The sequence below is a fragment of the Staphylococcus lloydii genome, from assembly GCF_015775975.1.
Taxonomy (GTDB): Bacteria; Bacillota; Bacilli; order Staphylococcales; family Staphylococcaceae; genus Staphylococcus; species Staphylococcus lloydii.
The window spans coordinates 758,724-778,616 of the sequence record NZ_CP064056.1 but is presented as its reverse complement, the minus strand read 5'-3'; the positions used below and the strand labels follow the sequence as shown (position 1 = coordinate 778,616).

31 protein-coding genes are annotated in these 19,893 nt (G+C 34.7%); 6 read left to right on the top strand and 25 right to left on the bottom strand.

The annotated features are described in order from the left end of the window. Positions 1-16: 16 nt before the first annotated feature. The 22 genes from secY to rpsJ all read right to left on the bottom strand — a co-directional run bounded on the left by secY (position 17) and on the right by rpsJ (position 10,515). Positions 17-1,309 (bottom strand): preprotein translocase subunit SecY, encoded by a 1,293-nt coding sequence (gene secY, locus ISP08_RS03595; protein WP_048792957.1) that lies wholly within the window; start codon positions 1,307-1,309, stop codon positions 17-19. Further along, positions 1,309-1,749 (bottom strand): 50S ribosomal protein L15, encoded by a 441-nt coding sequence (gene rplO, locus ISP08_RS03590; protein ID WP_048792958.1) that lies wholly within the window; start codon positions 1,747-1,749, stop codon positions 1,309-1,311. The genes secY and rplO overlap by 1 nt, the downstream gene beginning before the upstream one ends. Before the next feature lie 16 nt (positions 1,750-1,765). Continuing rightward, positions 1,766-1,945 carry a 50S ribosomal protein L30 gene (gene rpmD, locus ISP08_RS03585; protein WP_002482630.1) on the bottom strand — a complete coding sequence of 60 codons (180 nt, stop codon included), beginning with the start codon at positions 1,943-1,945 and terminating at the stop codon, positions 1,766-1,768. A 14-nt stretch (positions 1,946-1,959) separates the two neighbouring features. Further along, positions 1,960-2,460 carry a 30S ribosomal protein S5 gene (gene rpsE, locus ISP08_RS03580; RefSeq protein WP_048792959.1) on the bottom strand — a complete coding sequence of 167 codons (501 nt, stop codon included), beginning with the start codon at positions 2,458-2,460 and terminating at the stop codon, positions 1,960-1,962. A 21-nt stretch (positions 2,461-2,481) separates the two neighbouring features. Further along, entirely contained in the window at positions 2,482-2,844 is a 363-nt protein-coding gene (rplR, locus tag ISP08_RS03575) for a 50S ribosomal protein L18 (protein ID WP_048792960.1), read from the bottom strand. Positions 2,845-2,875: 31 nt separating this feature from the next. Beyond that, positions 2,876-3,412: a 50S ribosomal protein L6 gene (gene rplF / locus ISP08_RS03570; RefSeq protein WP_048792961.1), complete on the bottom strand. Its 537-nt coding sequence runs from the start codon at positions 3,410-3,412 to the stop codon at positions 2,876-2,878. A gap of 24 nt (positions 3,413-3,436) precedes the next feature. Further along, positions 3,437-3,835: a 30S ribosomal protein S8 gene (gene rpsH / locus ISP08_RS03565; protein ID WP_048792962.1), complete on the bottom strand. Its 399-nt coding sequence runs from the start codon at positions 3,833-3,835 to the stop codon at positions 3,437-3,439. Positions 3,836-3,865: 30 nt separating this feature from the next. Next, entirely contained in the window at positions 3,866-4,051 is a 186-nt protein-coding gene (locus ISP08_RS03560; protein ID WP_046208421.1) for a type Z 30S ribosomal protein S14, read from the bottom strand. Between the two features lie 22 nt (positions 4,052-4,073). Further along, a complete protein-coding gene (gene rplE / locus ISP08_RS03555; protein ID WP_048792963.1) occupies positions 4,074-4,613 on the bottom strand; it encodes a 50S ribosomal protein L5 in 540 nt (179 codons plus the stop codon). A 25-nt stretch (positions 4,614-4,638) separates the two neighbouring features. Then, positions 4,639-4,956 carry a 50S ribosomal protein L24 gene (gene rplX, locus ISP08_RS03550; protein ID WP_048792964.1) on the bottom strand — a complete coding sequence of 106 codons (318 nt, stop codon included), beginning with the start codon at positions 4,954-4,956 and terminating at the stop codon, positions 4,639-4,641. Between the two features lie 36 nt (positions 4,957-4,992). Further along, positions 4,993-5,361: a 50S ribosomal protein L14 gene (gene rplN, locus ISP08_RS03545; protein ID WP_048792965.1), complete on the bottom strand. Its 369-nt coding sequence runs from the start codon at positions 5,359-5,361 to the stop codon at positions 4,993-4,995. Between the two features lie 32 nt (positions 5,362-5,393). Beyond that, positions 5,394-5,657, bottom strand: coding sequence for a 30S ribosomal protein S17 (rpsQ, locus tag ISP08_RS03540; RefSeq protein WP_002509268.1), 264 nt, complete (start codon positions 5,655-5,657; stop codon positions 5,394-5,396). A 25-nt stretch (positions 5,658-5,682) separates the two neighbouring features. Further along, on the bottom strand, positions 5,683-5,892 hold the full coding sequence (gene rpmC / locus ISP08_RS03535) for a 50S ribosomal protein L29 (protein WP_002482620.1): 210 nt from the start codon (positions 5,890-5,892) through the stop codon (positions 5,683-5,685). Further along, positions 5,882-6,316: a 50S ribosomal protein L16 gene (rplP, locus tag ISP08_RS03530; protein ID WP_048792966.1), complete on the bottom strand. Its 435-nt coding sequence runs from the start codon at positions 6,314-6,316 to the stop codon at positions 5,882-5,884. The genes rpmC and rplP overlap by 11 nt, the downstream gene beginning before the upstream one ends. A 2-nt stretch (positions 6,317-6,318) precedes the next feature. Next, positions 6,319-6,975 carry a 30S ribosomal protein S3 gene (rpsC, locus tag ISP08_RS03525; protein ID WP_048792967.1) on the bottom strand — a complete coding sequence of 219 codons (657 nt, stop codon included), beginning with the start codon at positions 6,973-6,975 and terminating at the stop codon, positions 6,319-6,321. Positions 6,976-6,999: 24 nt separating this feature from the next. Continuing rightward, positions 7,000-7,353, bottom strand: coding sequence for a 50S ribosomal protein L22 (gene rplV, locus ISP08_RS03520; RefSeq protein WP_048792968.1), 354 nt, complete (start codon positions 7,351-7,353; stop codon positions 7,000-7,002). Between the two features lie 28 nt (positions 7,354-7,381). Beyond that, on the bottom strand, positions 7,382-7,660 hold the full coding sequence (gene rpsS / locus ISP08_RS03515) for a 30S ribosomal protein S19 (protein WP_048792969.1): 279 nt from the start codon (positions 7,658-7,660) through the stop codon (positions 7,382-7,384). 64 nt (positions 7,661-7,724) lie between these two features. Next, on the bottom strand, positions 7,725-8,561 hold the full coding sequence (rplB, locus tag ISP08_RS03510) for a 50S ribosomal protein L2 (RefSeq protein WP_048792970.1): 837 nt from the start codon (positions 8,559-8,561) through the stop codon (positions 7,725-7,727). A 30-nt stretch (positions 8,562-8,591) separates the two neighbouring features. Next, the gene (gene rplW, locus ISP08_RS03505) at positions 8,592-8,867 is read right to left on the bottom strand and encodes a 50S ribosomal protein L23 (RefSeq protein ID WP_002482614.1); all 276 of its coding nucleotides are present in this window, start codon (positions 8,865-8,867) and stop codon (positions 8,592-8,594) included. Then, positions 8,867-9,490 carry a 50S ribosomal protein L4 gene (gene rplD / locus ISP08_RS03500; protein WP_048792971.1) on the bottom strand — a complete coding sequence of 208 codons (624 nt, stop codon included), beginning with the start codon at positions 9,488-9,490 and terminating at the stop codon, positions 8,867-8,869. The genes rplW and rplD overlap by 1 nt, the downstream gene beginning before the upstream one ends. Positions 9,491-9,516: 26 nt before the next feature. Next, on the bottom strand, positions 9,517-10,179 hold the full coding sequence (gene rplC, locus ISP08_RS03495; protein WP_048792972.1) for a 50S ribosomal protein L3: 663 nt from the start codon (positions 10,177-10,179) through the stop codon (positions 9,517-9,519). 27 nt (positions 10,180-10,206) lie between these two features. After that, positions 10,207-10,515 carry a 30S ribosomal protein S10 gene (gene rpsJ / locus ISP08_RS03490; protein ID WP_001118667.1) on the bottom strand — a complete coding sequence of 103 codons (309 nt, stop codon included), beginning with the start codon at positions 10,513-10,515 and terminating at the stop codon, positions 10,207-10,209. A 347-nt stretch (positions 10,516-10,862) separates the two neighbouring features. Between rpsJ and ISP08_RS03485 the strand changes: the two genes are divergently transcribed. After that, positions 10,863-11,249, top strand: coding sequence for a hypothetical protein (locus tag ISP08_RS03485; RefSeq protein ID WP_048792973.1), 387 nt, complete (start codon positions 10,863-10,865; stop codon positions 11,247-11,249). Positions 11,250-11,321: 72 nt separating this feature from the next. Here the strand turns inward: ISP08_RS03485 and ISP08_RS03480 are convergent, their stop codons facing one another. Together ISP08_RS03480 and ISP08_RS03475 are read right to left on the bottom strand one after the other, a co-directional pair. Next, a complete protein-coding gene (locus ISP08_RS03480; RefSeq protein ID WP_048792974.1) occupies positions 11,322-12,656 on the bottom strand; it encodes an NCS2 family permease in 1,335 nt (444 codons plus the stop codon). Positions 12,657-12,768: 112 nt separating this feature from the next. Further along, a complete protein-coding gene (locus ISP08_RS03475) occupies positions 12,769-14,907 on the bottom strand; it encodes a DNA topoisomerase III (protein WP_195719428.1) in 2,139 nt (712 codons plus the stop codon). A gap of 134 nt (positions 14,908-15,041) precedes the next feature. Between ISP08_RS03475 and ISP08_RS03470 the strand changes: the two genes are divergently transcribed. The 3 genes from ISP08_RS03470 (at position 15,042) to ISP08_RS03460 (ending at position 17,857) form a co-directional block, all read left to right on the top strand. Next, a complete protein-coding gene (locus ISP08_RS03470) occupies positions 15,042-15,911 on the top strand; it encodes a GNAT family N-acetyltransferase (RefSeq protein WP_195719427.1) in 870 nt (289 codons plus the stop codon). A gap of 275 nt (positions 15,912-16,186) precedes the next feature. Continuing rightward, on the top strand, positions 16,187-17,044 hold the full coding sequence (locus ISP08_RS03465; RefSeq protein ID WP_195719426.1) for a GRP family sugar transporter: 858 nt from the start codon (positions 16,187-16,189) through the stop codon (positions 17,042-17,044). 21 nt (positions 17,045-17,065) lie between these two features. Then, a complete protein-coding gene (locus ISP08_RS03460; RefSeq protein ID WP_195719425.1) occupies positions 17,066-17,857 on the top strand; it encodes a glucose 1-dehydrogenase in 792 nt (263 codons plus the stop codon). Positions 17,858-18,249: 392 nt separating this feature from the next. On the opposite strand, the gene ISP08_RS03455 is transcribed toward ISP08_RS03460, so the two are convergent. Next, positions 18,250-19,158 (bottom strand): AEC family transporter, encoded by a 909-nt coding sequence (locus ISP08_RS03455; protein WP_195719424.1) that lies wholly within the window; start codon positions 19,156-19,158, stop codon positions 18,250-18,252. Between the two features lie 140 nt (positions 19,159-19,298). Here ISP08_RS03455 and ISP08_RS03450 point away from each other — a divergent pair, with 140 nt between their 5' ends. Beyond that, complete coding sequence (locus ISP08_RS03450; protein ID WP_195719423.1) at positions 19,299-19,475, top strand: SE1832 family protein; 177 nt, start codon at positions 19,299-19,301, stop codon at positions 19,473-19,475. Positions 19,476-19,542: 67 nt separating this feature from the next. Next, positions 19,543-19,860, top strand: a complete 318-nt coding sequence (gene mspA / locus ISP08_RS03445) for a membrane stabilizing protein MspA (protein WP_048792980.1) — start codon at positions 19,543-19,545, stop codon at positions 19,858-19,860. The last annotated feature ends 33 nt before the right edge of the window (positions 19,861-19,893 follow it).

Here is a 19,893-nt window from a genome sequence, read left to right as displayed (position 1 = left end):
AGTGCCCTCCTACAATTTATCTACCACCAAAGCCTCTATATTCCTTCTGGCTCACTTGAGCTTCAAGGCTCTTCATCGTTTCAATAGCTACACCGATTACGATTAGTAAACTTGTACCACCAACCTGAATTGATTGAGGTAAGTTCATAAACTTAGTCGCAATTATCGGTAATATAGCAATAACAGCTAAGAAGATTGATCCAACGAATGTTAATCGATAGAGTACTCTAGTAATATATTTTTTTGTTTGTTCTCCAGGTCTGATTCCTGGAACGTAACTGCCTTGTTTCTTAAGATTTTCAGCCATTTTTTCTGGGTTAACTTGAACAAATGCATAGAAATATGCGAATGCAATAATTAATACTACATACACAATCATTCCGATGTTATTTGATGGGTTAGCCACGTCTGATACTTTTTGTGCCCAAGCAGCATCAGGGAAAAATAATGTTAACGTTCTAGGTAATAAAAAGAACGCCATTGAAAAGATTACAGGAATAACCCCTGCTGAGTTAACTTTTAATGGTAAATACGTTGCTTGAGAACCTAAACGTTGTGCTGATTGTTTCTTTGCATATTGAATTGGTATTTTACGAATTGCTTGTAATACGTAAATAGCACCAATAGTTAGTAATATCATTCCGATAACTATTCCAATTACTTTAAGCCATGCTAAAGTGACATCGTCTTGTCCAACAAATGCTTGTTGGTAAAATTGGATTAGTGATGACGGAAGCGTAGATAGAATACCTGCAAAGATAATAATTGAAATTCCATTACCAACACCAAATTGTGTTATTTGTTCACCTAACCAAATTAGGAATGCTGTGCCTGATGTTAAGACAACTGCAATTAACAAATAACTAAAGATTGATTGATCCATGATCAATTGACCTTTTAGGTAGTTGTTAAATTGGAAAGCCATACCAATTGATTGAATGAAGGCAAGAATAATAGCAAAATAACGTGTAAAATTATTTAGCTTTTTCCTACCTGATTCACCTTGTTTGGCCCATTCTGTAAACTTAGGAACAATATCCATTTGCAATAACTGCATTACGATAGATGCAGTAATGTATGGCATAATCCCCATAGCAAAGATTGAAAAGTTCTTCAAGGCTCCACCACCAAATGTATTTAACAAGTCAGTGACACCTTGAGAACCTTGATGACTGTCAAAGGCAGCTGGATTTACGCCAGGGGCTGGAATATAAGTACCTATCTTGAAAATAACTAACATTGCGAGTGTAAAAAAGATCTTGTTACGAACTTCTTTCGTTTGAAAGAAGCTCACAAGCGTTTGAATCATTAGATCACCTCGTGTGCTCCACCTTTTGCATCAATAGCGTCTGCTGCAGAAGCAGAGAATTTATGAGCTTTTACTGTTAATTTTTTCTCTAGTGAACCGTTACCTAATACTTTAATACCAGATTTTTCACTTTTAACTACACCGGATTCTACTAATAAAGCTGGAGTTACTTCAGTACCTTCTTCAAATTTATTAAGTTGGTCTAAGTTAACAATAGCATATTCTTTACGGTTAATGTTAGTGAAACCACGTTTTGGTAAACGACGGAATAATGGTAATTGACCACCTTCGAAACCTGGTCTTACTTTACCACCTGAACGTGCTTTTTGACCTTTTTGTCCACGTCCACTTGTTTTACCGTTACCTGTAGCCGCACCACGTCCAACGCGGTTACGTTCTTTACGTGAACCTTCTGCTGGTTTTAACTCATGTAATTTCATTTCGGCACCTCCTTAATTATTTTTCTTCTACAGTCACTAAGTGACTTACTTTGTTGATTTGCCCACGGATTGCAGGGTTATCTTCAACAACTACTGAAGAATTAGTTTTTTTCAAACCTAAAGCTTCAACAGTTTTACGTTGTGTTTCAGGACGACCAATAACACTACGAGTGAGGGTAATTTGTAATTTAGCCATAACTCTTTCCCTCCTTAATTATATAATTCTTCAACTGATTTGCCACGTAATTTCGCAACTTCTTCAGCGTTTTTAAGATTTTTTAATCCATTAATAGTCGCACGTACCATATTGATTGGAGTATTAGATCCTAATGATTTACTTAAAATGTCAGTGATTCCAGCTAATTCTAGGACAGCACGAACTGGGCCACCTGCGATAACACCTGTACCAGGTGCAGCTGGTTTCATGAATACACTACCTGAACTGAAGCGTCCAGTGATTGTATGAGGAGTAGTACCTTCAACACGTGGAACTACAACTAAGTCTTTTTTCGCTGCTTCTACAGCTTTTTTGATTGCTTCTGGAACTTCTTGTGCTTTACCAGTACCAAAGCCAACGCGACCGTTCTTATCTCCTACTACTACTAAAGCAGTGAAACGGAAACGACGTCCACCTTTAACAACTTTTGCAACACGGTTGATTGTAACAACGCGTTCTTCAAATTCTTTAGTTTCTTCTTCTCTACGAGCCATGTAATTTGTCCCTCCTTTAAATTAAAATTGTAAACCGTTTTCGCGAGCTGCTTCAGCTAATGCTTTAATACGACCATGATATAAGTAACCTCCACGGTCAAATACGATAGCAGTTACGCCTTTATCGCTTGCTTTTTTAGCGATTGATTCGCCTACTTTTGCTGATAAGTCAACTTTTGGAGTTGATTCACTTGCGATATCTTTGTCTTGAGTTGAGGCTTGAGCTAAAGTTACACCTTTAACGTCATCGATAATTTGAGCATAGATGTGCTTGTTTGAACGATAAACGTTTAAACGTGGTTTTTCAGCTGTGCCAGATAATTTAGTACGAACACGCGCATGTCTTTTTAAACGTACTTTGTTTTTATCAATTTTGCTGATCATTGCAATACTCCTTTCTATAGAGAGTTATTTATTATTTACCAGTTTTACCTTCTTTACGGCGAACGTATTCACCTTGGTAACGAATTCCTTTACCTTTATAAGGTTCTGGAGGTCTAGTTGAACGGATGTTAGAAGCGATAGCTCCAACTTGTTCTTTAGATACACCTGATACAGTTACAGTTGTGTTTTTCTCAACAGCGAAAGTAATACCGTCTTCGGCTTTAATTTCAACTGGGTGAGAGTAACCAACGTTAAGTACTAAGTCATTACCTTGCATTTGAGCACGGTAACCAACACCAACAAGTTCAAGTGTTTTTTGGAAACCTTGAGAAACACCAAGAATCATATTATTGATTAAAGCACGAGTTGTACCATGAACTGTTCTATCATCTTTAGAATCAGTAGGTCTTACAACTTCTAATGTGTTTTCGTCTTGTTTATATGTCATTCTTTCATTTAATGTTTTTGATAATTCACCTTTAGGACCTTTAACAGTAACTGTATTACCATCAATACTTACTGTTACGTCACTTGGAATGTCAATAATTTTTTTACCAACACGACTCATGTTATCGCACCTCCTTATTTATTATTACCAAACGTAAGCTAAGATTTCTCCACCGATGTTACGTTTTCTTGCTTCTTTGTCAGTGATTACACCTTCAGAAGTTGAAACTAAAGCAATACCTAATCCGTTAAGTACTTTTGGTACTTCGTTAGCTTTAGCATAAACACGTAAACCTGGTTTTGAGATACGTTTTAATCCAGTGATAACACGTTCATTGTTTTGACCATATTTAAGGAATACACGGATAACACCTTGTTTATCGTCTTCTACAAATTCAACGTTTTTAACGAAACCTTCACTTTTTAAGATTTCGGCAATTTCTTTTTTAATATTAGATGCAGGGAATTCTAATTTATCGTGACGAACCATGTTAGCGTTTCTTACACGAGTTAGCATATCTGCAATTGGATCTGATAATGTCATTGATTGTTGCCTCCTTTCATCCTCTTTTTATTACCAGCTAGCTTTACGAACGCCAGGAATTTGGCCTTTATAAGCTAATTCACGGAAACAAATACGGCATAATTTGAATTTACGATATACAGAATGTGGACGACCACAACGTTCACAACGAGTATATTCACGTACTTGGAACTTTTGTTTTTTTTGTTGCTTAGCAACCATTGAACTTTTAGCCACTTAATTAGCCTCCTTTTAGAGATTATTTTTGAAATGGCATACCGAATTGTGTTAACAATTCACGAGCTTCCTCGTCAGTGTTAGCAGTAGTAACGATAACGATATCCATTCCGCGTACTTTTGATACTTTGTCATAGTCAATTTCAGGGAAAATTAATTGTTCTTTAACACCTAAAGTGTAGTTACCTCTTCCATCAAATGCTGTTTTAGAAACACCACGGAAGTCACGTACACGAGGTAAAGATACAGCGATTAATTTATCTAAGAAATCATACATTCTTTCGCCACGTAATGTAACTTTAGCTCCGATAGGCATACCTTCACGTAAACGGAAAGTAGCAACAGATTTTTTAGCTTTTGTAACTAATGGTTTTTGACCAGTGATTAATTCTAACTCTTCAACAGCGTTATCTAACACTTTAGAGTTTTGAACTGCGTCACCTACACCCATATTTACAACTATTTTTTCAATTTTTGGTACTTCCATTACTGAACTATAATTAAATTTCTTAACTAAGCTTTCAGTAACTTCAGAGTTGAATTTTTCTTTTAAACGGTTCAAAGTGGATCCTCCTTTCAACTAGTTATTAATTATTAGATTTGATTTCTTCGCCAGATTTTTTAGCGATACGAACTTTTTTGCCATCTTCGAATTTGTATCCAACACGTGTTGGTTCATTCGTTTTAGGGTCCAATAATTGTACGTTAGAAACATGGATTGCTGCCTCTGTTTCTAAGATTCCACCTTCAGGATTAAATTGAGTTGGTTTTTGGTGTTTTTTAATTACGTTAACACCTTCCACAACGACACGGTCTTTTTTAGGTTCAGTAGAAACTACTTTGCCTTCTTTACCTTTGTCTTTACCTGCGATAACTTTTACGTTGTCACCTTTTTTGATATGCATGCGTGGCACCTCCTTAAGCTTGTTATTAATTAATTATTAAAGTACTTCTGGAGCTAGTGATACGATTTTCATGAAGTTTCCTTCACGTAATTCACGAGCAACCGGACCGAAAATACGAGTACCACGTGGGCCTTTGTCGTCACGAATGATTACACATGCATTTTCATCAAATTTAATGTATGAACCGTCATTACGACGTACACCTGATTTAGTACGTACTACAACAGCTTTTACTACTTCGCCTTTTTTAACAACGCCACCTGGTGTTGCATTTTTAACAGTAGCAACAATAACGTCACCGATATTAGCTGTTTTACGACCAGATCCACCTAATACTTTGATTGTAAGAACTTCACGAGCACCAGAGTTATCTGCTACTTTTAGACGTGTTTCTTGTTGGATCATGAGTTAAACCTCCTTTATCTATATATTGTGTATTATATAATTACTGATTCTTCAACAATTTCAACTAAACGGAAACGTTTAGAAGCTGATAAAGGACGAGTCTCTTGAATCTTAACGATGTCCCCTAACTTAGCTGAGTTGTTTTCATCATGAGTTTTGTATTTTTTAGAGTATTTTACTCGTTTACCGTACAATTTGTGTGTTTTGTATGTTTCAACAAGTACAGTTACAGTTTTGTCCATTTTATCTGAAACGACTCTACCTACATAAACTTTACGATCATTTCTTTCGCTCACTTTTGTAACCTCCTCTTTCAATTAATTATTGATTCGCTTTACCTTGTTCAATTTCTCTTTCACGAGCAACAGTTTTTAGACGTGCAATCGTTTTTCTTACTGTGCGAATACGTGCAGTTTCCTCTAATTGACCTGTAGCTAACTGAAAGCGTAGGTTAAAAAGCTCTTCTTTTGAAGATTTGATTTGTTCTTCGATTTCTGAAGTGGTTAAGTCTCTAATTTCCTTAGCTTTCATTTGTTTCACCACCCAATTCTTCACGTTTTACAAACTTAGTTTTTACAGGAAGTTTGTGACTTGCTAAACGTAATGCTTCACGCGCAACTTCTTCGTTAACGCCTGCGATTTCAAATAAAATTCTACCTGGTTTTGCTACTGCAACCCAGCCTTCAACAGCACCTTTACCAGCACCCATACGTACTTCTAAAGGTTTTTTAGTATATGGCGTATGTGGGAAGATTTTAATCCAAACTTTCCCGCCACGTTTCATGTAACGTGTCATAGCAATACGAGCTGATTCGATTTGACGAGATGTGATCCAAGACGTTGTAGTTGCTTGTAAACCATACTCACCAAATGTTACATAATTACCGCCTTTAGAACGACCAGTTGTTTTAGGACGATGTTGACGACGATATTTTACACGTTTTGGTAGTAACATTATTATTTTCCTCCTTCACTAGTGTTCTTAGTAGTAGGAAGAACTTCTCCACGATAGATCCATACTTTGACACCTAATTTACCGTAAGTAGTGTCAGCTTCTGCGTGTGCATAACCGATGTCAGCACGTAATGTATGAAGTGGAACAGTTCCTTCTGAATATTGTTCAGCACGAGCGATGTCTGCTCCGCCTAAACGACCAGATACTTGAGTTTTGATACCTTTAGCACCAAGTTTCATAGCTCTAGTAATAGCTTGTTTTTGTACACGACGGAATGAAGCACGGTTTTCTAATTGACGTGCGATGTTTTCAGCTACTAATTTAGCGTCTAAATCAACCTTCTTGATTTCAATTACGTTAATGTGTACTTTTTTGTCTGTTAATGCGTTTAATTTATTACGAAGTTTTTCAATTTCAGAACCGCCTTTACCAATGACCATTCCAGGTTTACCTGTATGGATAGCGATGTTGATACGGTTAGCAGCACGTTCGATGTCAACGTGAGAAACTGATGCTTCTTTTAATGCGTTATCAATAAATTTACGGATTTTTAAGTCTTCATGTAATAGTGAAGCGAAGTCTTTTTCTGCGTACCATTTAGCTTCCCAGTCACGGATTACTCCGACACGAAGTCCGATTGGATTAATTTTTTGACCCACAGTATTCCCTCCTTAAATAATATATTAAGCTTCTTTAGCTTCTTCTTTACCGTCACTTACGACGATTGTAATGTGGCTTGTACGTTTGTTAATCGCACTTGCACGACCTTGTGCACGTGGACGGAAACGTTTTAATGTTGGTCCTTCATTAGCATAAGCTTCTTTAACAACTAATTCATCTGTATTCATGTCATAGTTATGTTCAGCATTTGCTAAAGCGGACATTAATAATTTTTCAACAACTGGTGATGAAGCTTTGTTAGTTAATTTTAAAATAGCAATAGCTTCTCCAGCGTTTTTACCTCTGATTAGATCTAATACTAATCTAACTTTACGAGGTGCGATTCTTATTGTTCTAGCAACCGCTTTTGCTTCCATTCGGATTTCCTCCTCTACTTGTTAGAAATTATCTTCTTGTTTTTTTGTCGTCTGCAGCGTGTCCTTTGAATGTACGAGTTGGAGCGAATTCACCTAATTTGTGACCAACCATATCTTCTGTAACGAATACAGGTACATGTTTACGTCCATCGTATACTGCGAAAGTGTGACCGATGAAGTTAGGGAAAATAGTTGAACGACGTGACCAAGTTTTGATTACTTGTTTTTTCTCGCTTTCGCCTTGAGCTTCGACTTTTTTCATTAAATGATCATCGACGAAAGGTCCTTTTTTAATACTACGAGCCATAGTGGCGCCTCCCTTCTTATTTAGTGCGTGCAGCGATTAAGCCGCACACTCCAATAAGTTGTTATTATTTTTTCTTCTTACGTCCACGTACGATAAGTTTATCTGATGATTTCTTACCACGACGTGTTTTCTTACCAAGCGTAGGTTTACCCCAAGGTGACATTGGAGATGGTCTACCGATAGGAGCACGTCCTTCACCACCACCGTGTGGGTGATCGTTAGGGTTCATTACAGAACCACGAACTGTTGGGCGAACGCCTTTCCATCTAGAACGACCTGCTTTACCAACGTTTACAAGTTCATGTTGGATATTACCAACTTGACCAATAGTTGCACGGCAAGTTGAAAGAATCATACGAACTTCGCCAGATCTTAATCTGATTAAAACATATTTTCCTTCTTTACCAAGTACTTGTGCGCTAGCACCTGCTGAACGCGCAAGTTGTCCACCTTTACCAGGTTTTAATTCGATATTGTGAATTACTGTACCTACTGGGATGAATTGAAGTGGTAATGAGTTACCTACTTTAATATCCGCATTGTCACCACTCTCTAATACTTGACCTACTTGTAAGTTTTTAGGAGCAATGATGTAACGTTTTTCACCATCAGCATAAACTAATAATGCGATGTTTGCTGAACGGTTTGGATCGTATTGAATTGAATCAACTTTAGCAGTGATTCCATCTTTATTACGTTTAAAATCAATAACACGGTATTGACGTTTGTGTCCTCCACCATGGTGGCGAACTGTCAATTTACCTTGGTTGTTACGTCCCGCTTTTTTCGGTAGCGGTTGTAATAATGACTTTTCAGGTGTAGTTTTCGTGATTTCAGCGAAATCTAACGTAGTCATATTACGACGACCATTAGTAATTGGCTTATATTTTTTTAGAGCCATTGTCGCTTACCTCCTTATTGGTAATTTATTTTAGTTGAATAGATCGATTGATCCTTCTTTTAATTTAACAATTGCTACGCGTCTTTTGTTTGTATAGCCTTGGTAACGGCCCATACGTTTTTTCTTAGGTTTGTAGTTGATGATGTTTACATTATCAACTTTTACATCAAAGATTTCTTCGACAGCAATTTTAACTTGTGTTTTGTTAGCACGAGTATCTACGTCGAATGTATATTTATCTTCAGCCATTGCAGCTGATGATTTTTCAGTGATTACGGGGCGCTTAAGAACGTCTCTTGCTTCCATTATCCGAGCACCTCCTCAACTTTTTTAGCAGCTGATTCTGTGATTACTACACTGTCAGCGCTTGTTATGTCTAATACGTTTAACCCTTGAGCTGTAGTAACTTGTACTCCTGGGATGTTACGAGCTGATAATTCAACGTTAACATCTTCTGAGTCTGTAACTACTAATACTTTTTTAGGTTGTTTTAAGTTAGAAAGAGCAGTTTTAAATTCTTTAGTTTTAGGCGCATCTAATTGGAATGCATCTACAACTGTTAAAGCACTTTCTTGTACTTTGTAAGATAATGCTGAACGTAAAGCTAAACGACGCATTTTCTTAGGCATTTTATAAGCATAACTTCTAGGTGTTGGTCCGAATACGATACCACCACCGCGCCATTGTGGCGCACGAATTGTACCTTGACGCGCACGTCCTGTACCTTTTTGTCTCCATGGTTTACGTCCACCACCACGTACTGCTGAACGATTCTTAACAGCATGAGTACCTTGGCGTAATGAAGCACGTTGTAAAGTGATTGCTTCAAATAGAACGTCTGTGTTTGGTTCGATTGCAAAAACTGCATCATTTAATTCAACTGAACCTGATTTAGTTCCGTCTACTTTTAATACATCATAATTAGCCATTATGCTTTTCCTCCTTTCGTTATTTATTATTTATTACCTTGTTTAATTGAAGTTGAGATTTCTAATAATCCTTTTTTAGGTCCAGGTACATTACCTTTTACTAAAATTACATTATTATCAGCATCTACTTGAACGACTTCTAAGTTTTGTACTGTTACAGTATTTCCACCCATACGTCCTGGCATTTTTTGTCCTTTGAATACTCTTGACGCATCTGAAGCCATACCTACAGAACCTGGTGCTCTGTGGAAATGAGAACCGTGAGCCATTGGTCCACGTGCTTGTCCATGACGTTTAATTGCGCCTTGGAAACCTTTACCTTTAGATACGCCTGTTACATCAATGATGTCGCCAGTTTCAAATTTATCAACTGAGACTTCTTGACCTACTTCGTATTCATCAACGTTAACGTTTCTGAATTCACGAATGAAGCGCTTAGGTGCTGTGTCAGCTTTTTTAGCATGACCTTCAGCTGGTTTACTAGCATATTTGTTAGTTTTACTGTTTTTCTTGTAAGCTTTTTTATCTTCAAAGCCTACTTGAATTGCGTTGTATCCATCAACTTCTTCAGTTTTCTTTTGTAATACAACGTTTTGACCTGCTTCTACTACTGTTACTGGGATTAATTCTCCGTTTTCACCGAATACTTGTGTCATCCCGATTTTTCTTCCTAAGATTCCTTTGGTCATCGAAAGTCCACCTCCTAATTTTTTCTATTATAATTTAATTTCGATGTCTACACCAGATGGTAAGTTTAAGCCCATAAGAGCATCAACTGTTTTTGGTGTTGGGTTAACAATGTCAATCAAACGTTTATGAGTACGTTGTTCGAATTGTTCACGAGAATCTTTGTACTTATGCACAGCACGGATAATCGTGTAAACTGATTTTTCAGTTGGTAATGGAATCGGTCCAGAAACATCTGCTCCAGAACGTTTCGCAGTTTCAACAATTTTCTCAGCTGATTGATCGATTACTCTGTGATCATAAGCTTTTAATCTGATTCTGATTTTTTGTTTTGCCATAATTTTCCCTCCTTATTCGTCTACATTTAAGTGATAGACTTCTCCACGAAAACTATCTCACACAACGCCATGGCAAAGCGGCCGGGTGTGTCAGTAACCTTTCGCTTCATCGCATTTCCTTAAAGTCCAACATTAGATATGTTACACGAAAAGCATTGATTTATCAAGCTTTTCTATAAAACTTTTCACTTTTTGTCTAACACATACTTTGACATTGTACTTGAAATTCTTTCGTACTTCAACCGTTTTTAAGAAATTACTTAAATTGTAAGCCTTTAAAGTTTCAAATTAATATTAATATATTTTCATTTCATATATAATTGTAATTGTTAGGTGGTGAATAATAAATGAAATCAATCATTAGAAATATATTAATTGTATTATCTGTAGTTTTATTATTAAGTGAACTATTTTATGGCATACCCTTCCTTGGCGGAAGTTTTATATTAGGTTTGAGCTGGCAACCATTATTTGTAAATATGTTTTTATATTTAATCATGTTAGTTATTTTAATGGTAGATAAACAAAATGCAATTAAACCAATGGCCGTTGTTCCTTTGTTAGGTATTATAGGTTCAATAATTGCATTTATTCCATTTATCGGTATGATCGTACACTGGATTCTTTTCTTCCTATTAATATTCTTTCTTCTTATTGTATTGTCGTCACCAATTTATGTTCCAAATAAAAATGCACGTGTAATATATACAGAAGATAGACGTCATAAAAATTAGTTCTTTCATATTATAATGTGAAAACAAAAAACCCGTTAGCGCAAACAACTTTTGCGTTAACGGGTTTCTTTTTTAACCATGAACAAATATAAAGTAAAGAATAAACAATACCATTAAACCATACATCATTGGATGCACTTCTTTATGTCTTTTAGAAATGAGCATTGTTATTGGATAGAATACGAATCCACATGCTATACCTGTAGCAATTGAATATGATAATGGCATCATAATAATCGTTATAAATGCTGGTACTGCTACTTCGAATTTTTTCCATTCAATTTCAGCAAAATTGGCTGCCATTAATACACCAACTACTACCAATGCTGGCGTTGTTACGGCACTCGTTACAATTTCGATTAAAGGACTAAAGAAAATCGCAAGTAAGAAACAGAAACCAGTAATAATACTAGCAAAGCCAGTTCTTGCACCTACAGCAACACCTGCAGTTGATTCAATATATGACGTAGTCGTCGTTGTACCGAAAACAGCACCTACAATTGTTGCTAATGAATCTGAGAATAATGCTCTGCCTGCACGTGGTAATTTATTATTCTTCATAATTCCAGCTTGGGTAGCGACTGCAACAAGTGTACCCGCCGTATCAAAGAAGTCAATAAATAGGAAAGTTAAAATAACGATTAAAAATTGCACCGTAAATAATTGACCCGGATCTTTGAAGGCATCAAATGCTGCACCAAAAGTTGGTGAAATGCTCGGTATTTTCCCTACAATGCCAGAAGGTGTATGTATTAAGCCAGTACACATTCCCAGGATAGATGTTAATATCATACCGATAAAAATCGCACCTGGTACCTTCTTCACGTACATCACGACAGTAACAATAATACCAAATATAGTAAGTAACACTGTTCCGTCAGTAATATGCCCTAACGTAACTAACGTTGATTTATTTTTAACAATAATGCCTGAACTTTGAAGCCCAACAAACGTTATAAACAAACCGATTCCAGCCGATACTGCCATTTTCATTTGATGAGGTATGGCGTTAATAATCGTTTCTCGTAAGCCAGTCATTGTTAATATAGCAAAGAATATACCAGAAAAGAGTACGCCAGTTAATCCTATTTGCCAAGGTATGCCCATTGTTAATACGACAGTGAATGCGAAAAAGGCATTTAATCCCATTCCTGGTGCCAAGGCTATTGGATACCTCGCAATTAATCCCATAAATAGCGACCCAACAAAAGCAGCTAACGCTGTGGCAACAAAAATTGCACCTTGGTCCATTTTCATACTTGCTGTAGCACCGTTAACGCCTGCTAAACTTAACACTTGTGGGTTTACGGCCAAAATATAAGCCATAGATAAAAATGTAGTTAAACCGCCCAAAATTTCTTTTTTAAAGTTGGTGTTATGTTCCTTGAACTTAAAGTATTTTTTCACAGTTAAGTCTCCCTTTTATTGAAATACCTTAATATTTTAATATCCAGCGTTTCAAAACACAATAGTAAATCCGAACTTTTCTAACAAAATATTCTTTTAAGTTCGATAAAAGTTAAAATTTCAACCCTTTTAGCGCATCTTGGAACGGATTGTTTTCCAGACTATCATCATTATTTAGATATTTTTTCATATCTTTTTTAGAAACTTTGTCATTCTTTTTATTTTTATGACGTTCATCCATTTGTACCTGACTTTCTGTGTGACCACATACACATCTATATGTTGCATCTTTTCCAGTACCGAAACGGGTCATTTTTTTATGACAGTTTGGACAACGCGCATTCGTTTTAGATTGAACATTCTTTTTGGTCTTACAATTTGGATCTTGGCATACAAGCATCGAACCATTTTTCGTATTGACTTTTAGCATAAATTTGCCACAAGTAGGACATTCAGTAGCTGTAAGATTATCATGTTTATATTTTTGTTCACTGTCTTTAATAGTAGTTATAATTTTTTCAGTAAATGATTTAATTTCTGCCATGAATTTATGAGCATCATATTTTCCTTGCTCAATCATCATTAATTTATCTTCCCACTCTGCGGTTAATAATGGCGATGTAAGTTGTTCAGGAGCTAATTCTAATATTTGCTTTCCTTTATTAGTCACTTTAATTTTGCCGTCTTTTGATTCAATCGCATTAATATTAAACAGTTTTTCTATAATATCAGCTCTCGTTGCAACCGTCCCTATACCACCCGCTTCTTTTAAAGTTTTACTATGTTTGTTGTCATCAAACTTGAAGAATTTTTGTGGACTTTCCATAGCTTTTAATAATGAGCCCTCGTTAAAGTATGAAGGTGGTGTTGTTTCATGTTCGTTAACATTTACAGTACTTACTTTTATATTCGCACCTTGCTGCCATTTAGAGTCTAATGTGAATGTTTGATCTTCATTGTTAAATAGTGCTTTAAAACCTAGTTTTGTCGAAATTTTATCTTTATAAACAAATTTATATTCGTTGATAGACAATTCTAATTCAATTGCTTCGTATTCTTGTGGAGGCATTAAGTTTGCTAAAAATCTTTGTCCTATCATCATATAAATCTTTTGTTCTTTTGGTGATAGTGCTGCCATATCCGGTCTCACTTCAGTTGGAATAATAGCATGGTGGTCTGAAACTTTATTATTGTTGATAAAGCTATCGTTCACACTATAATTTTGACTCATCTGAGCTTTAGCGTAAGATTTGTAATCAGTTGCCATTAACGCTCTTAATCTGTCTTTAATAGTACTTACCATGTCATCAGTTAAATAATTTGCATCCGTACGAGGATAAGTAACTAACTTATGACGTTCATATAATTGTTGCAAAGTATTAAGTGTTTCTTTAGGCCCATATTTGTATCGTTTGTAAGCCTCTTGTTGTAAATCAGTTAAATTAAATAACTTTGGCGGAAAAGCCTTCTTGCGTTTCCTATTTATAGAATCTACTTGAGCATTCTGACCCTTAATATTAGCTGCAATATTTTGATAAACTTCTTTATTTGTTGACTGTTGAGGTGTTATACATTGGCATGATAATCCGCCAACATTAATATTTAAAGTAAAATAAGTTTCTGGGGTGAAATTATTAATTTCGGATTGTCTCATTTCTACTAATTTAATAGTAGGTGTTTGTACACGTCCTAAAGATAGTTGCGCATCATATTTTGTAGTTAAAGCTCTTGTTGCATTAATACCTACAACCCAATCCGCTTCACTTCTTGCTAATGCTGCTGCATAAAGTTGGTTAAATTGACGCCCGTCTTTTAATTTTTTAAAACCATCAACAATCGCCTTTTTAGTAACAGAACTAATCCACAATCTTTTGATTGGTTTTTTATTATGCACTTTATCTAGGATTAAACGTGCAACTAATTCCCCTTCTCTACCTGCATCTGTAGCTATTATAATATTTTGGACTTCATCTTTTTGAAGTAATTTTTGTACAGTTTGAAATTGCTTTTTTGTTTTATTGATAACTACTGTTTTCATTTTATTTGGAATAATAGGTAAATCAGCTAATTTCCATTCTTTAAAGTTTTTATCATATTGTTCTGGAGTAGCATTCGTTACTAAATGACCTAACGCCCATGTTACAATATAGTTATTATTCTCAAAGTATCCATTACGTGATGTAGTAATATTTAAAGCATTCGCAATATCTTTCCCTACCGAGGGTTTCTCAGCTAAAATTAAAGATTTCATAATTACGCCCTTTCAAATGTTTAATATTGTCATTGTAACATGTATCTAACACATCTAAACTTCCATTTACGACAAAAAATACATATAATTAAACTAAATACTGGTAACTGTTTTAAATAACAAGGAGGTATTTCATGACTATAGTTAATGTTAACGATATAGATCAAATAAAATCTTTTATAGAATCCGCAAATTATGAAATGGCATCTTATTTATATAAACTTCCTCAAGCACATAATCAATTCGATGCATTTCTCAAAGACGTTATTGATAATCCTGGTGTCTACGCAATTCAAAACGACGAGGATGAATTAACGATGCTATTAATGGCTTTTCCTTATGAAAACAACAAATATAAAGTCATTGGGCCACTAATCAACCCTAATGTAGAATATACAATCGAGGAATTTGATAGTTTATTCCAGGCAATGGTCAACGATCATCCCGATAGTGCTAACTTTAGCTTTTCTTTTGAAAAAGCACAGCAACACTTTCAATTACCTATGAAAGCAATAGGCGCATCGTATAATTTTACTGATTATTATTTAGAAACTGCTACTGACGTTGGGGAAATCGGCCCTACACAAAATATTACCGAATATCACCCTGCCTATTTTCGTTCATTTAATAAACTACATCAAAATACATTCACACATAACGTTATGACTGGCAGCGAAATTATTGATTCTTTAGAAGATAATAATCATCTATTTATGTTTATGTCAGAAGGTTTATTAAAAGGATATGTGTACTTACAAATATTTGAAAATCAACAAACGGCAGAGATTAAATATTTTGCGTCTCATGCCGATTATCGTTTTAAAGGTATAGCATTTGAATTATTAAAATATGTACTTCACTTCGCCTTCCAAAACTATAATGTAAAAAAAATATACTTTAAAATACGTAGTAAAAATAACAAACTGGTGGCACGTTTTAACGAACTTGGCTTTAATGTTAACCATGAATATAAAAAATATAAGTTTGTTAAAGCCTATCTGTAACAAACACATTACTACTAATAATTTTAAAAGCATCATTCCAAATGTATGGAATGATGCTTTTATTGTTATCTTCCACTATATACACAGTGCGTTAATACACTTTTTCAAACAGTATGAACCATTAGAAAAGATAATTTTTATATTAAAACGCTTTCATATAAAAAAGAAACCGGTTTTATTTACTATATTATTAATTTAATTTAATATATCTAGTTGTAGCTATTTTAAACTTATAGCTCCCACATAAAATATTAGAGAGAGAAGTGAGTAGTAATATGGATTTTTTAATAGCGCTACTGCCTGCAATATTTTGGGGTAGTGTAGTATTAATTAATGTATTAGTCGGAGGAGGACCCTTTAACCAAATTAGAGGGACTACTTTAGGTGCGTTAATCATAGGTATCATTTTGCTATTATCAGGCCAAGCACAATTCGATAACCCCATCGTAATTATTGTTGGCTTAATTTCAGGTGCTTTCTGGGCATTAGGACAAGGTTATCAATTGAAGTCAGTCAATTTAATTGGTGTTTCTAAAACAATGCCTATTTCTACAGGTATGCAATTAGTCGGTACAACACTATTTAGTGCTATTTTCTTAGGTGAATGGAGCACTGGGACACAAGTGATTTTAGGCTTAATATCCATGATCTTATTAGTGATTGGTATTGCATTAACATCATTAAAAGGAAAAAATGAACCTACTGGAAGTAATAGTAAATTTGGTAAAGCAATGGTGATTTTATTAATTTCAACTGTTGGTTATGTGGTTTATGTCGTTGTAGCACAAATCTTTGGTGTAGACGGAACAAGCGCATTATTCTTCCAATCAATAGGTATGGCTATTGGTGGCTTTATCTTATCTATGAAACATGAAACTTCTATTAAGAGTACTACTTTAAATTTAATACCGGGTGTCGTATGGGGCATTGGTAACTTATTTATGTTCTACTCTCAACCTAAAGTCGGTGTAGCAACGAGTTTCTCATTTTCACAATTACTCGTTATCGTATCAACATTAGGTGGCATTTATTTATTAGGTGAACGTAAAGACAGACGTCAAATGATTGGCATATGGTCAGGTATTATATTAATCATTGTTGCTGCCTTTATTTTAGGAAATTTAAAAGCGTAACAACTTAAGGAGGACAATGGAATGTTCAAAGATTTAGAAAACAAAGTAGTCGTAATTACTGGAGCAGGAAGTGGATTAGGTAAAGCTTTCTCAGAAGAATTTGGAAAATTAAAAGCTAAAGTAGTAATGAACTATTTAAGCGATAAACACTTAGATGATATAAATAAAACAATCAAATTAATCGAAGATGCTGGCGGACAAGCAATCAAAGTTCAAGGCGATGTATCTGTTGAAGATGACGTTAATAACCTTGTACAAACTGCAGTTAAAGAATTCGGTACAGTAGATGTCATGATCAACAATGCTGGTTTCGAAAAACCTATCCCTAGTCACGAAATGTCAGTGTCAGAGTGGCAAAAAGTTATCGATATCAACTTAACTGGTGCATTTATGGGTGCTAAAGCAGCTGTAAACCAATTCTTAAAAGAAGATAAAAAAGGTGTTATTTTAAACACTTCTAGCGTTCATGATACTATTCCTTGGCCAAACTACGTTAACTACGCAGCTAGTAAAGGCGGCTTAAAGTTAATGATGGAAACTATGTCAATGGAATATGCGCAATATGGTATTCGTATTAACAATATTTCACCGGGAGCTATTGTTACAGAACATACACGCGAAAAATTCTCCGATCCAACTACACGTGCTGAAACATTAGAAATGATTCCAGCTAAAGAAATTGGAGAGGCACATCAAGTTGCTAACGTTGCATTATTCTTAGCTTCTGACTTCTCAGATTATATTCACGGCACTACAATTTATGTAGATGGTGGTATGACTAACTATCCTGCATTTATGGGCGGTAAAGGTTAATATAATCTTACTTTAATATCAAAATGCCTAGCATTATAAATTCATAGCTTTAACTAAACAGGTGAGACACTTAAACCCCTAAGTGTTTCATCTATTTTTGTTTTAGCATAAAAATCATACACTAACAACTGCTTAAAACAATACTTTGAAAATCACTAACTAACCCCCTCACCTACATATGTGAGCCAATAATTTCTAATACTTAATTAAACTAAACACCTTAATAGCTTTTGCGGTTTGTTATTGGCGAGACTCCTAAGGGTACAGGACTAGCTGAAGACTACAGGCTGAAGCTGTCCCCTTGGAAAGCGAGCCAATGAATTTAAACAAAAAAATACGAACCCCACATACGGATTCGTATTTTATATTTATAGTATTGTTGTCCCTAATTGTTAAACAAAAATCGCTTGATACACATACAATATTATTATACTAATTACTATGGTCAAGTTAGTCACCATGCCAATAATTGGTAAGGTTCTATATTTAAATTGTATCGCATAAGGAATAACAGACACGCCCACTGGTAATAACCACGCAACTTGCAACGTCGTTTTTATCATTTCGTCATGAACCGGTAAGAAATAATGCACCAATAAACCAGCAACTAATGCGATACCATAATGTAAACCTAAATACTTCGCAACAAGTGGTAAATAACGTCTTTCAATTTTAAAACTCAACATTAAACCTAGTAAAATCATTGAAAGAGGCATATTTGCTTTAGAGAGTGTTGAGAAGAAACTAATAACTGGTGCTGGGAAATGAATATTAGATAAATTAAGTATAAACATAATAATATACGTCATTAATGGGACTGACTTCACAATATTTATCCCTAAATATTTAAAATCAAAATTGTCCGCACCATTACTAAAATAGTTACCTACAAAATAAGTAACACCAAACATGATAACGGCTCCACCTATGTCAGCCATACCAAAATAAATCATGCCCTTTTCAGGCCATATCGTCGCAACAAGTGGATAAGCAAATAATCCAATGTTTAATGATGCAGTCATCATACCCATTGTGCCTCTAATTTGGTTATCTCTATTCAAAAAACACCAAATAACGATAATTTTAGAAATAACCCCAAAACAAATCATCATAATGGGTAAAATAGATAATGAAATATCTAGTTCCGCTTTATTTAAATTAACAATAACTAAAGAAGGAAGTGTGATATTTAATACCAACGTTGCAAAAATCTGACTATCATTCGCTTTAAAATAATTAAGTCGCTTTAAAACATAACCTAACGCTATTAGTAAAATTATAATAATAAATTGTTGCGTCACAGTAATCCTTCTTTCATTCTGTTTTCATTACATTTTCATACTATAACATACTTACTTGTTATTTTAGAAGCTATCAATTTCATGTTATAATTTAATTAATATTCTTAAATATTTTATTTTTATAAATAAGGAGAATTACTATGGATTTAAATTCTAAATTAATGGAACTTAAAGACGATTATGTAAGATTACAGAACGATCTTGAGAAAAGAGAATCTTTAAACCAAGATATCGACCCACTACACCGTCAACTAGCCGAAATTGAAGAACAAATTGCTTCAGTTCGCTCTGAAATAAATAAACAATCTAAAAATTAGCATTCTAGTCAGAAGATTATATTCATGCTAAGATTAGAACGAACTTCGAAAGGATGTTAAATCAATCATGCAACTTTATCTTATCTTACTACCGCTTCTGTATTTAATTGTTAGTTACATAAGTATCTATAAAATGAATACTATTTTCACTAAAATATTAAGGATCATAATGGCAATCTTGTTGATATTCGTTGTAGCTTTAACAACATTATCGTTTGCTGCTGTTAACTGGTGGGTGTTCGTTATCCTACTACTTATCGTCGGCAATGTCGAAATCACAGCCTTTAAATTTAGCAAACAAGACCCAAAAGCTGTTAATATCTTAAATATAATTACAGCGATTTTAATAGTGATATATATAATTTTAACACTTATTTTATACTAATTTAGACTTCTAGCATCGTTCTTAAGACGATGC

Excerpts from the sequence above, each read along its gene's own strand:
- secY (WP_048792957.1), bottom strand. The coding sequence starts at position 1,309 with ATGATTCAAACGCTTGTGAGCTTCTTTCAAACGAAAGAAGTTCGTAAC.
- rplO (WP_048792958.1), bottom strand. The coding sequence starts at position 1,749 with ATGAAATTACATGAGTTAAAACCAGCAGAAGGTTCACGTAAAGAACGT.
- rpmD (WP_002482630.1), bottom strand. The coding sequence starts at position 1,945 with ATGGCTAAATTACAAATTACCCTCACTCGTAGTGTTATTGGTCGTCCT.
- rpsE (WP_048792959.1), bottom strand. The coding sequence starts at position 2,460 with ATGGCTCGTAGAGAAGAAGAAACTAAAGAATTTGAAGAACGCGTTGTT.
- rplR (WP_048792960.1), bottom strand. The coding sequence starts at position 2,844 with ATGATCAGCAAAATTGATAAAAACAAAGTACGTTTAAAAAGACATGCG.
- rplF (WP_048792961.1), bottom strand. The coding sequence starts at position 3,412 with ATGAGTCGTGTTGGTAAAAAAATTATTGACATTCCAAGTGACGTAACA.
- rpsH (WP_048792962.1), bottom strand. The coding sequence starts at position 3,835 with ATGACATTATCAGATCCAATTGCAGATATGCTAACTCGTGTAAGAAAC.
- rplX (WP_048792964.1), bottom strand. The coding sequence starts at position 4,956 with ATGCATATCAAAAAAGGTGACAACGTAAAAGTTATCGCAGGTAAAGAC.
- rplN (WP_048792965.1), bottom strand. The coding sequence starts at position 5,361 with ATGATCCAACAAGAAACACGTCTAAAAGTAGCAGATAACTCTGGTGCT.
- rpmC (WP_002482620.1), bottom strand. The coding sequence starts at position 5,892 with ATGAAAGCTAAGGAAATTAGAGACTTAACCACTTCAGAAATCGAAGAA.
- rplP (WP_048792966.1), bottom strand. The coding sequence starts at position 6,316 with ATGTTACTACCAAAACGTGTAAAATATCGTCGTCAACATCGTCCTAAA.
- rplV (WP_048792968.1), bottom strand. The coding sequence starts at position 7,353 with ATGGAAGCAAAAGCGGTTGCTAGAACAATAAGAATCGCACCTCGTAAA.
- rpsS (WP_048792969.1), bottom strand. The coding sequence starts at position 7,660 with ATGGCTCGTAGTATTAAAAAAGGACCTTTCGTCGATGATCATTTAATG.
- rplB (WP_048792970.1), bottom strand. The coding sequence starts at position 8,561 with ATGGCTCTAAAAAAATATAAGCCAATTACTAATGGTCGTCGTAATATG.
- rplW (WP_002482614.1), bottom strand. The coding sequence starts at position 8,867 with ATGGAAGCAAGAGACGTTCTTAAGCGCCCCGTAATCACTGAAAAATCA.
- rplD (WP_048792971.1), bottom strand. The coding sequence starts at position 9,490 with ATGGCTAATTATGATGTATTAAAAGTAGACGGAACTAAATCAGGTTCA.
- rplC (WP_048792972.1), bottom strand. The coding sequence starts at position 10,179 with ATGACCAAAGGAATCTTAGGAAGAAAAATCGGGATGACACAAGTATTC.
- rpsJ (WP_001118667.1), bottom strand. The coding sequence starts at position 10,515 with ATGGCAAAACAAAAAATCAGAATCAGATTAAAAGCTTATGATCACAGA.
- ISP08_RS03485 (WP_048792973.1), top strand. The coding sequence starts at position 10,863 with ATGAAATCAATCATTAGAAATATATTAATTGTATTATCTGTAGTTTTA.
- ISP08_RS03475 (WP_195719428.1), bottom strand. The coding sequence starts at position 14,907 with ATGAAATCTTTAATTTTAGCTGAGAAACCCTCGGTAGGGAAAGATATT.
- ISP08_RS03470 (WP_195719427.1), top strand. The coding sequence starts at position 15,042 with ATGACTATAGTTAATGTTAACGATATAGATCAAATAAAATCTTTTATA.
- ISP08_RS03465 (WP_195719426.1), top strand. The coding sequence starts at position 16,187 with ATGGATTTTTTAATAGCGCTACTGCCTGCAATATTTTGGGGTAGTGTA.
- ISP08_RS03460 (WP_195719425.1), top strand. The coding sequence starts at position 17,066 with ATGTTCAAAGATTTAGAAAACAAAGTAGTCGTAATTACTGGAGCAGGA.
- ISP08_RS03450 (WP_195719423.1), top strand. The coding sequence starts at position 19,299 with ATGGATTTAAATTCTAAATTAATGGAACTTAAAGACGATTATGTAAGA.
- mspA (WP_048792980.1), top strand. The coding sequence starts at position 19,543 with ATGCAACTTTATCTTATCTTACTACCGCTTCTGTATTTAATTGTTAGT.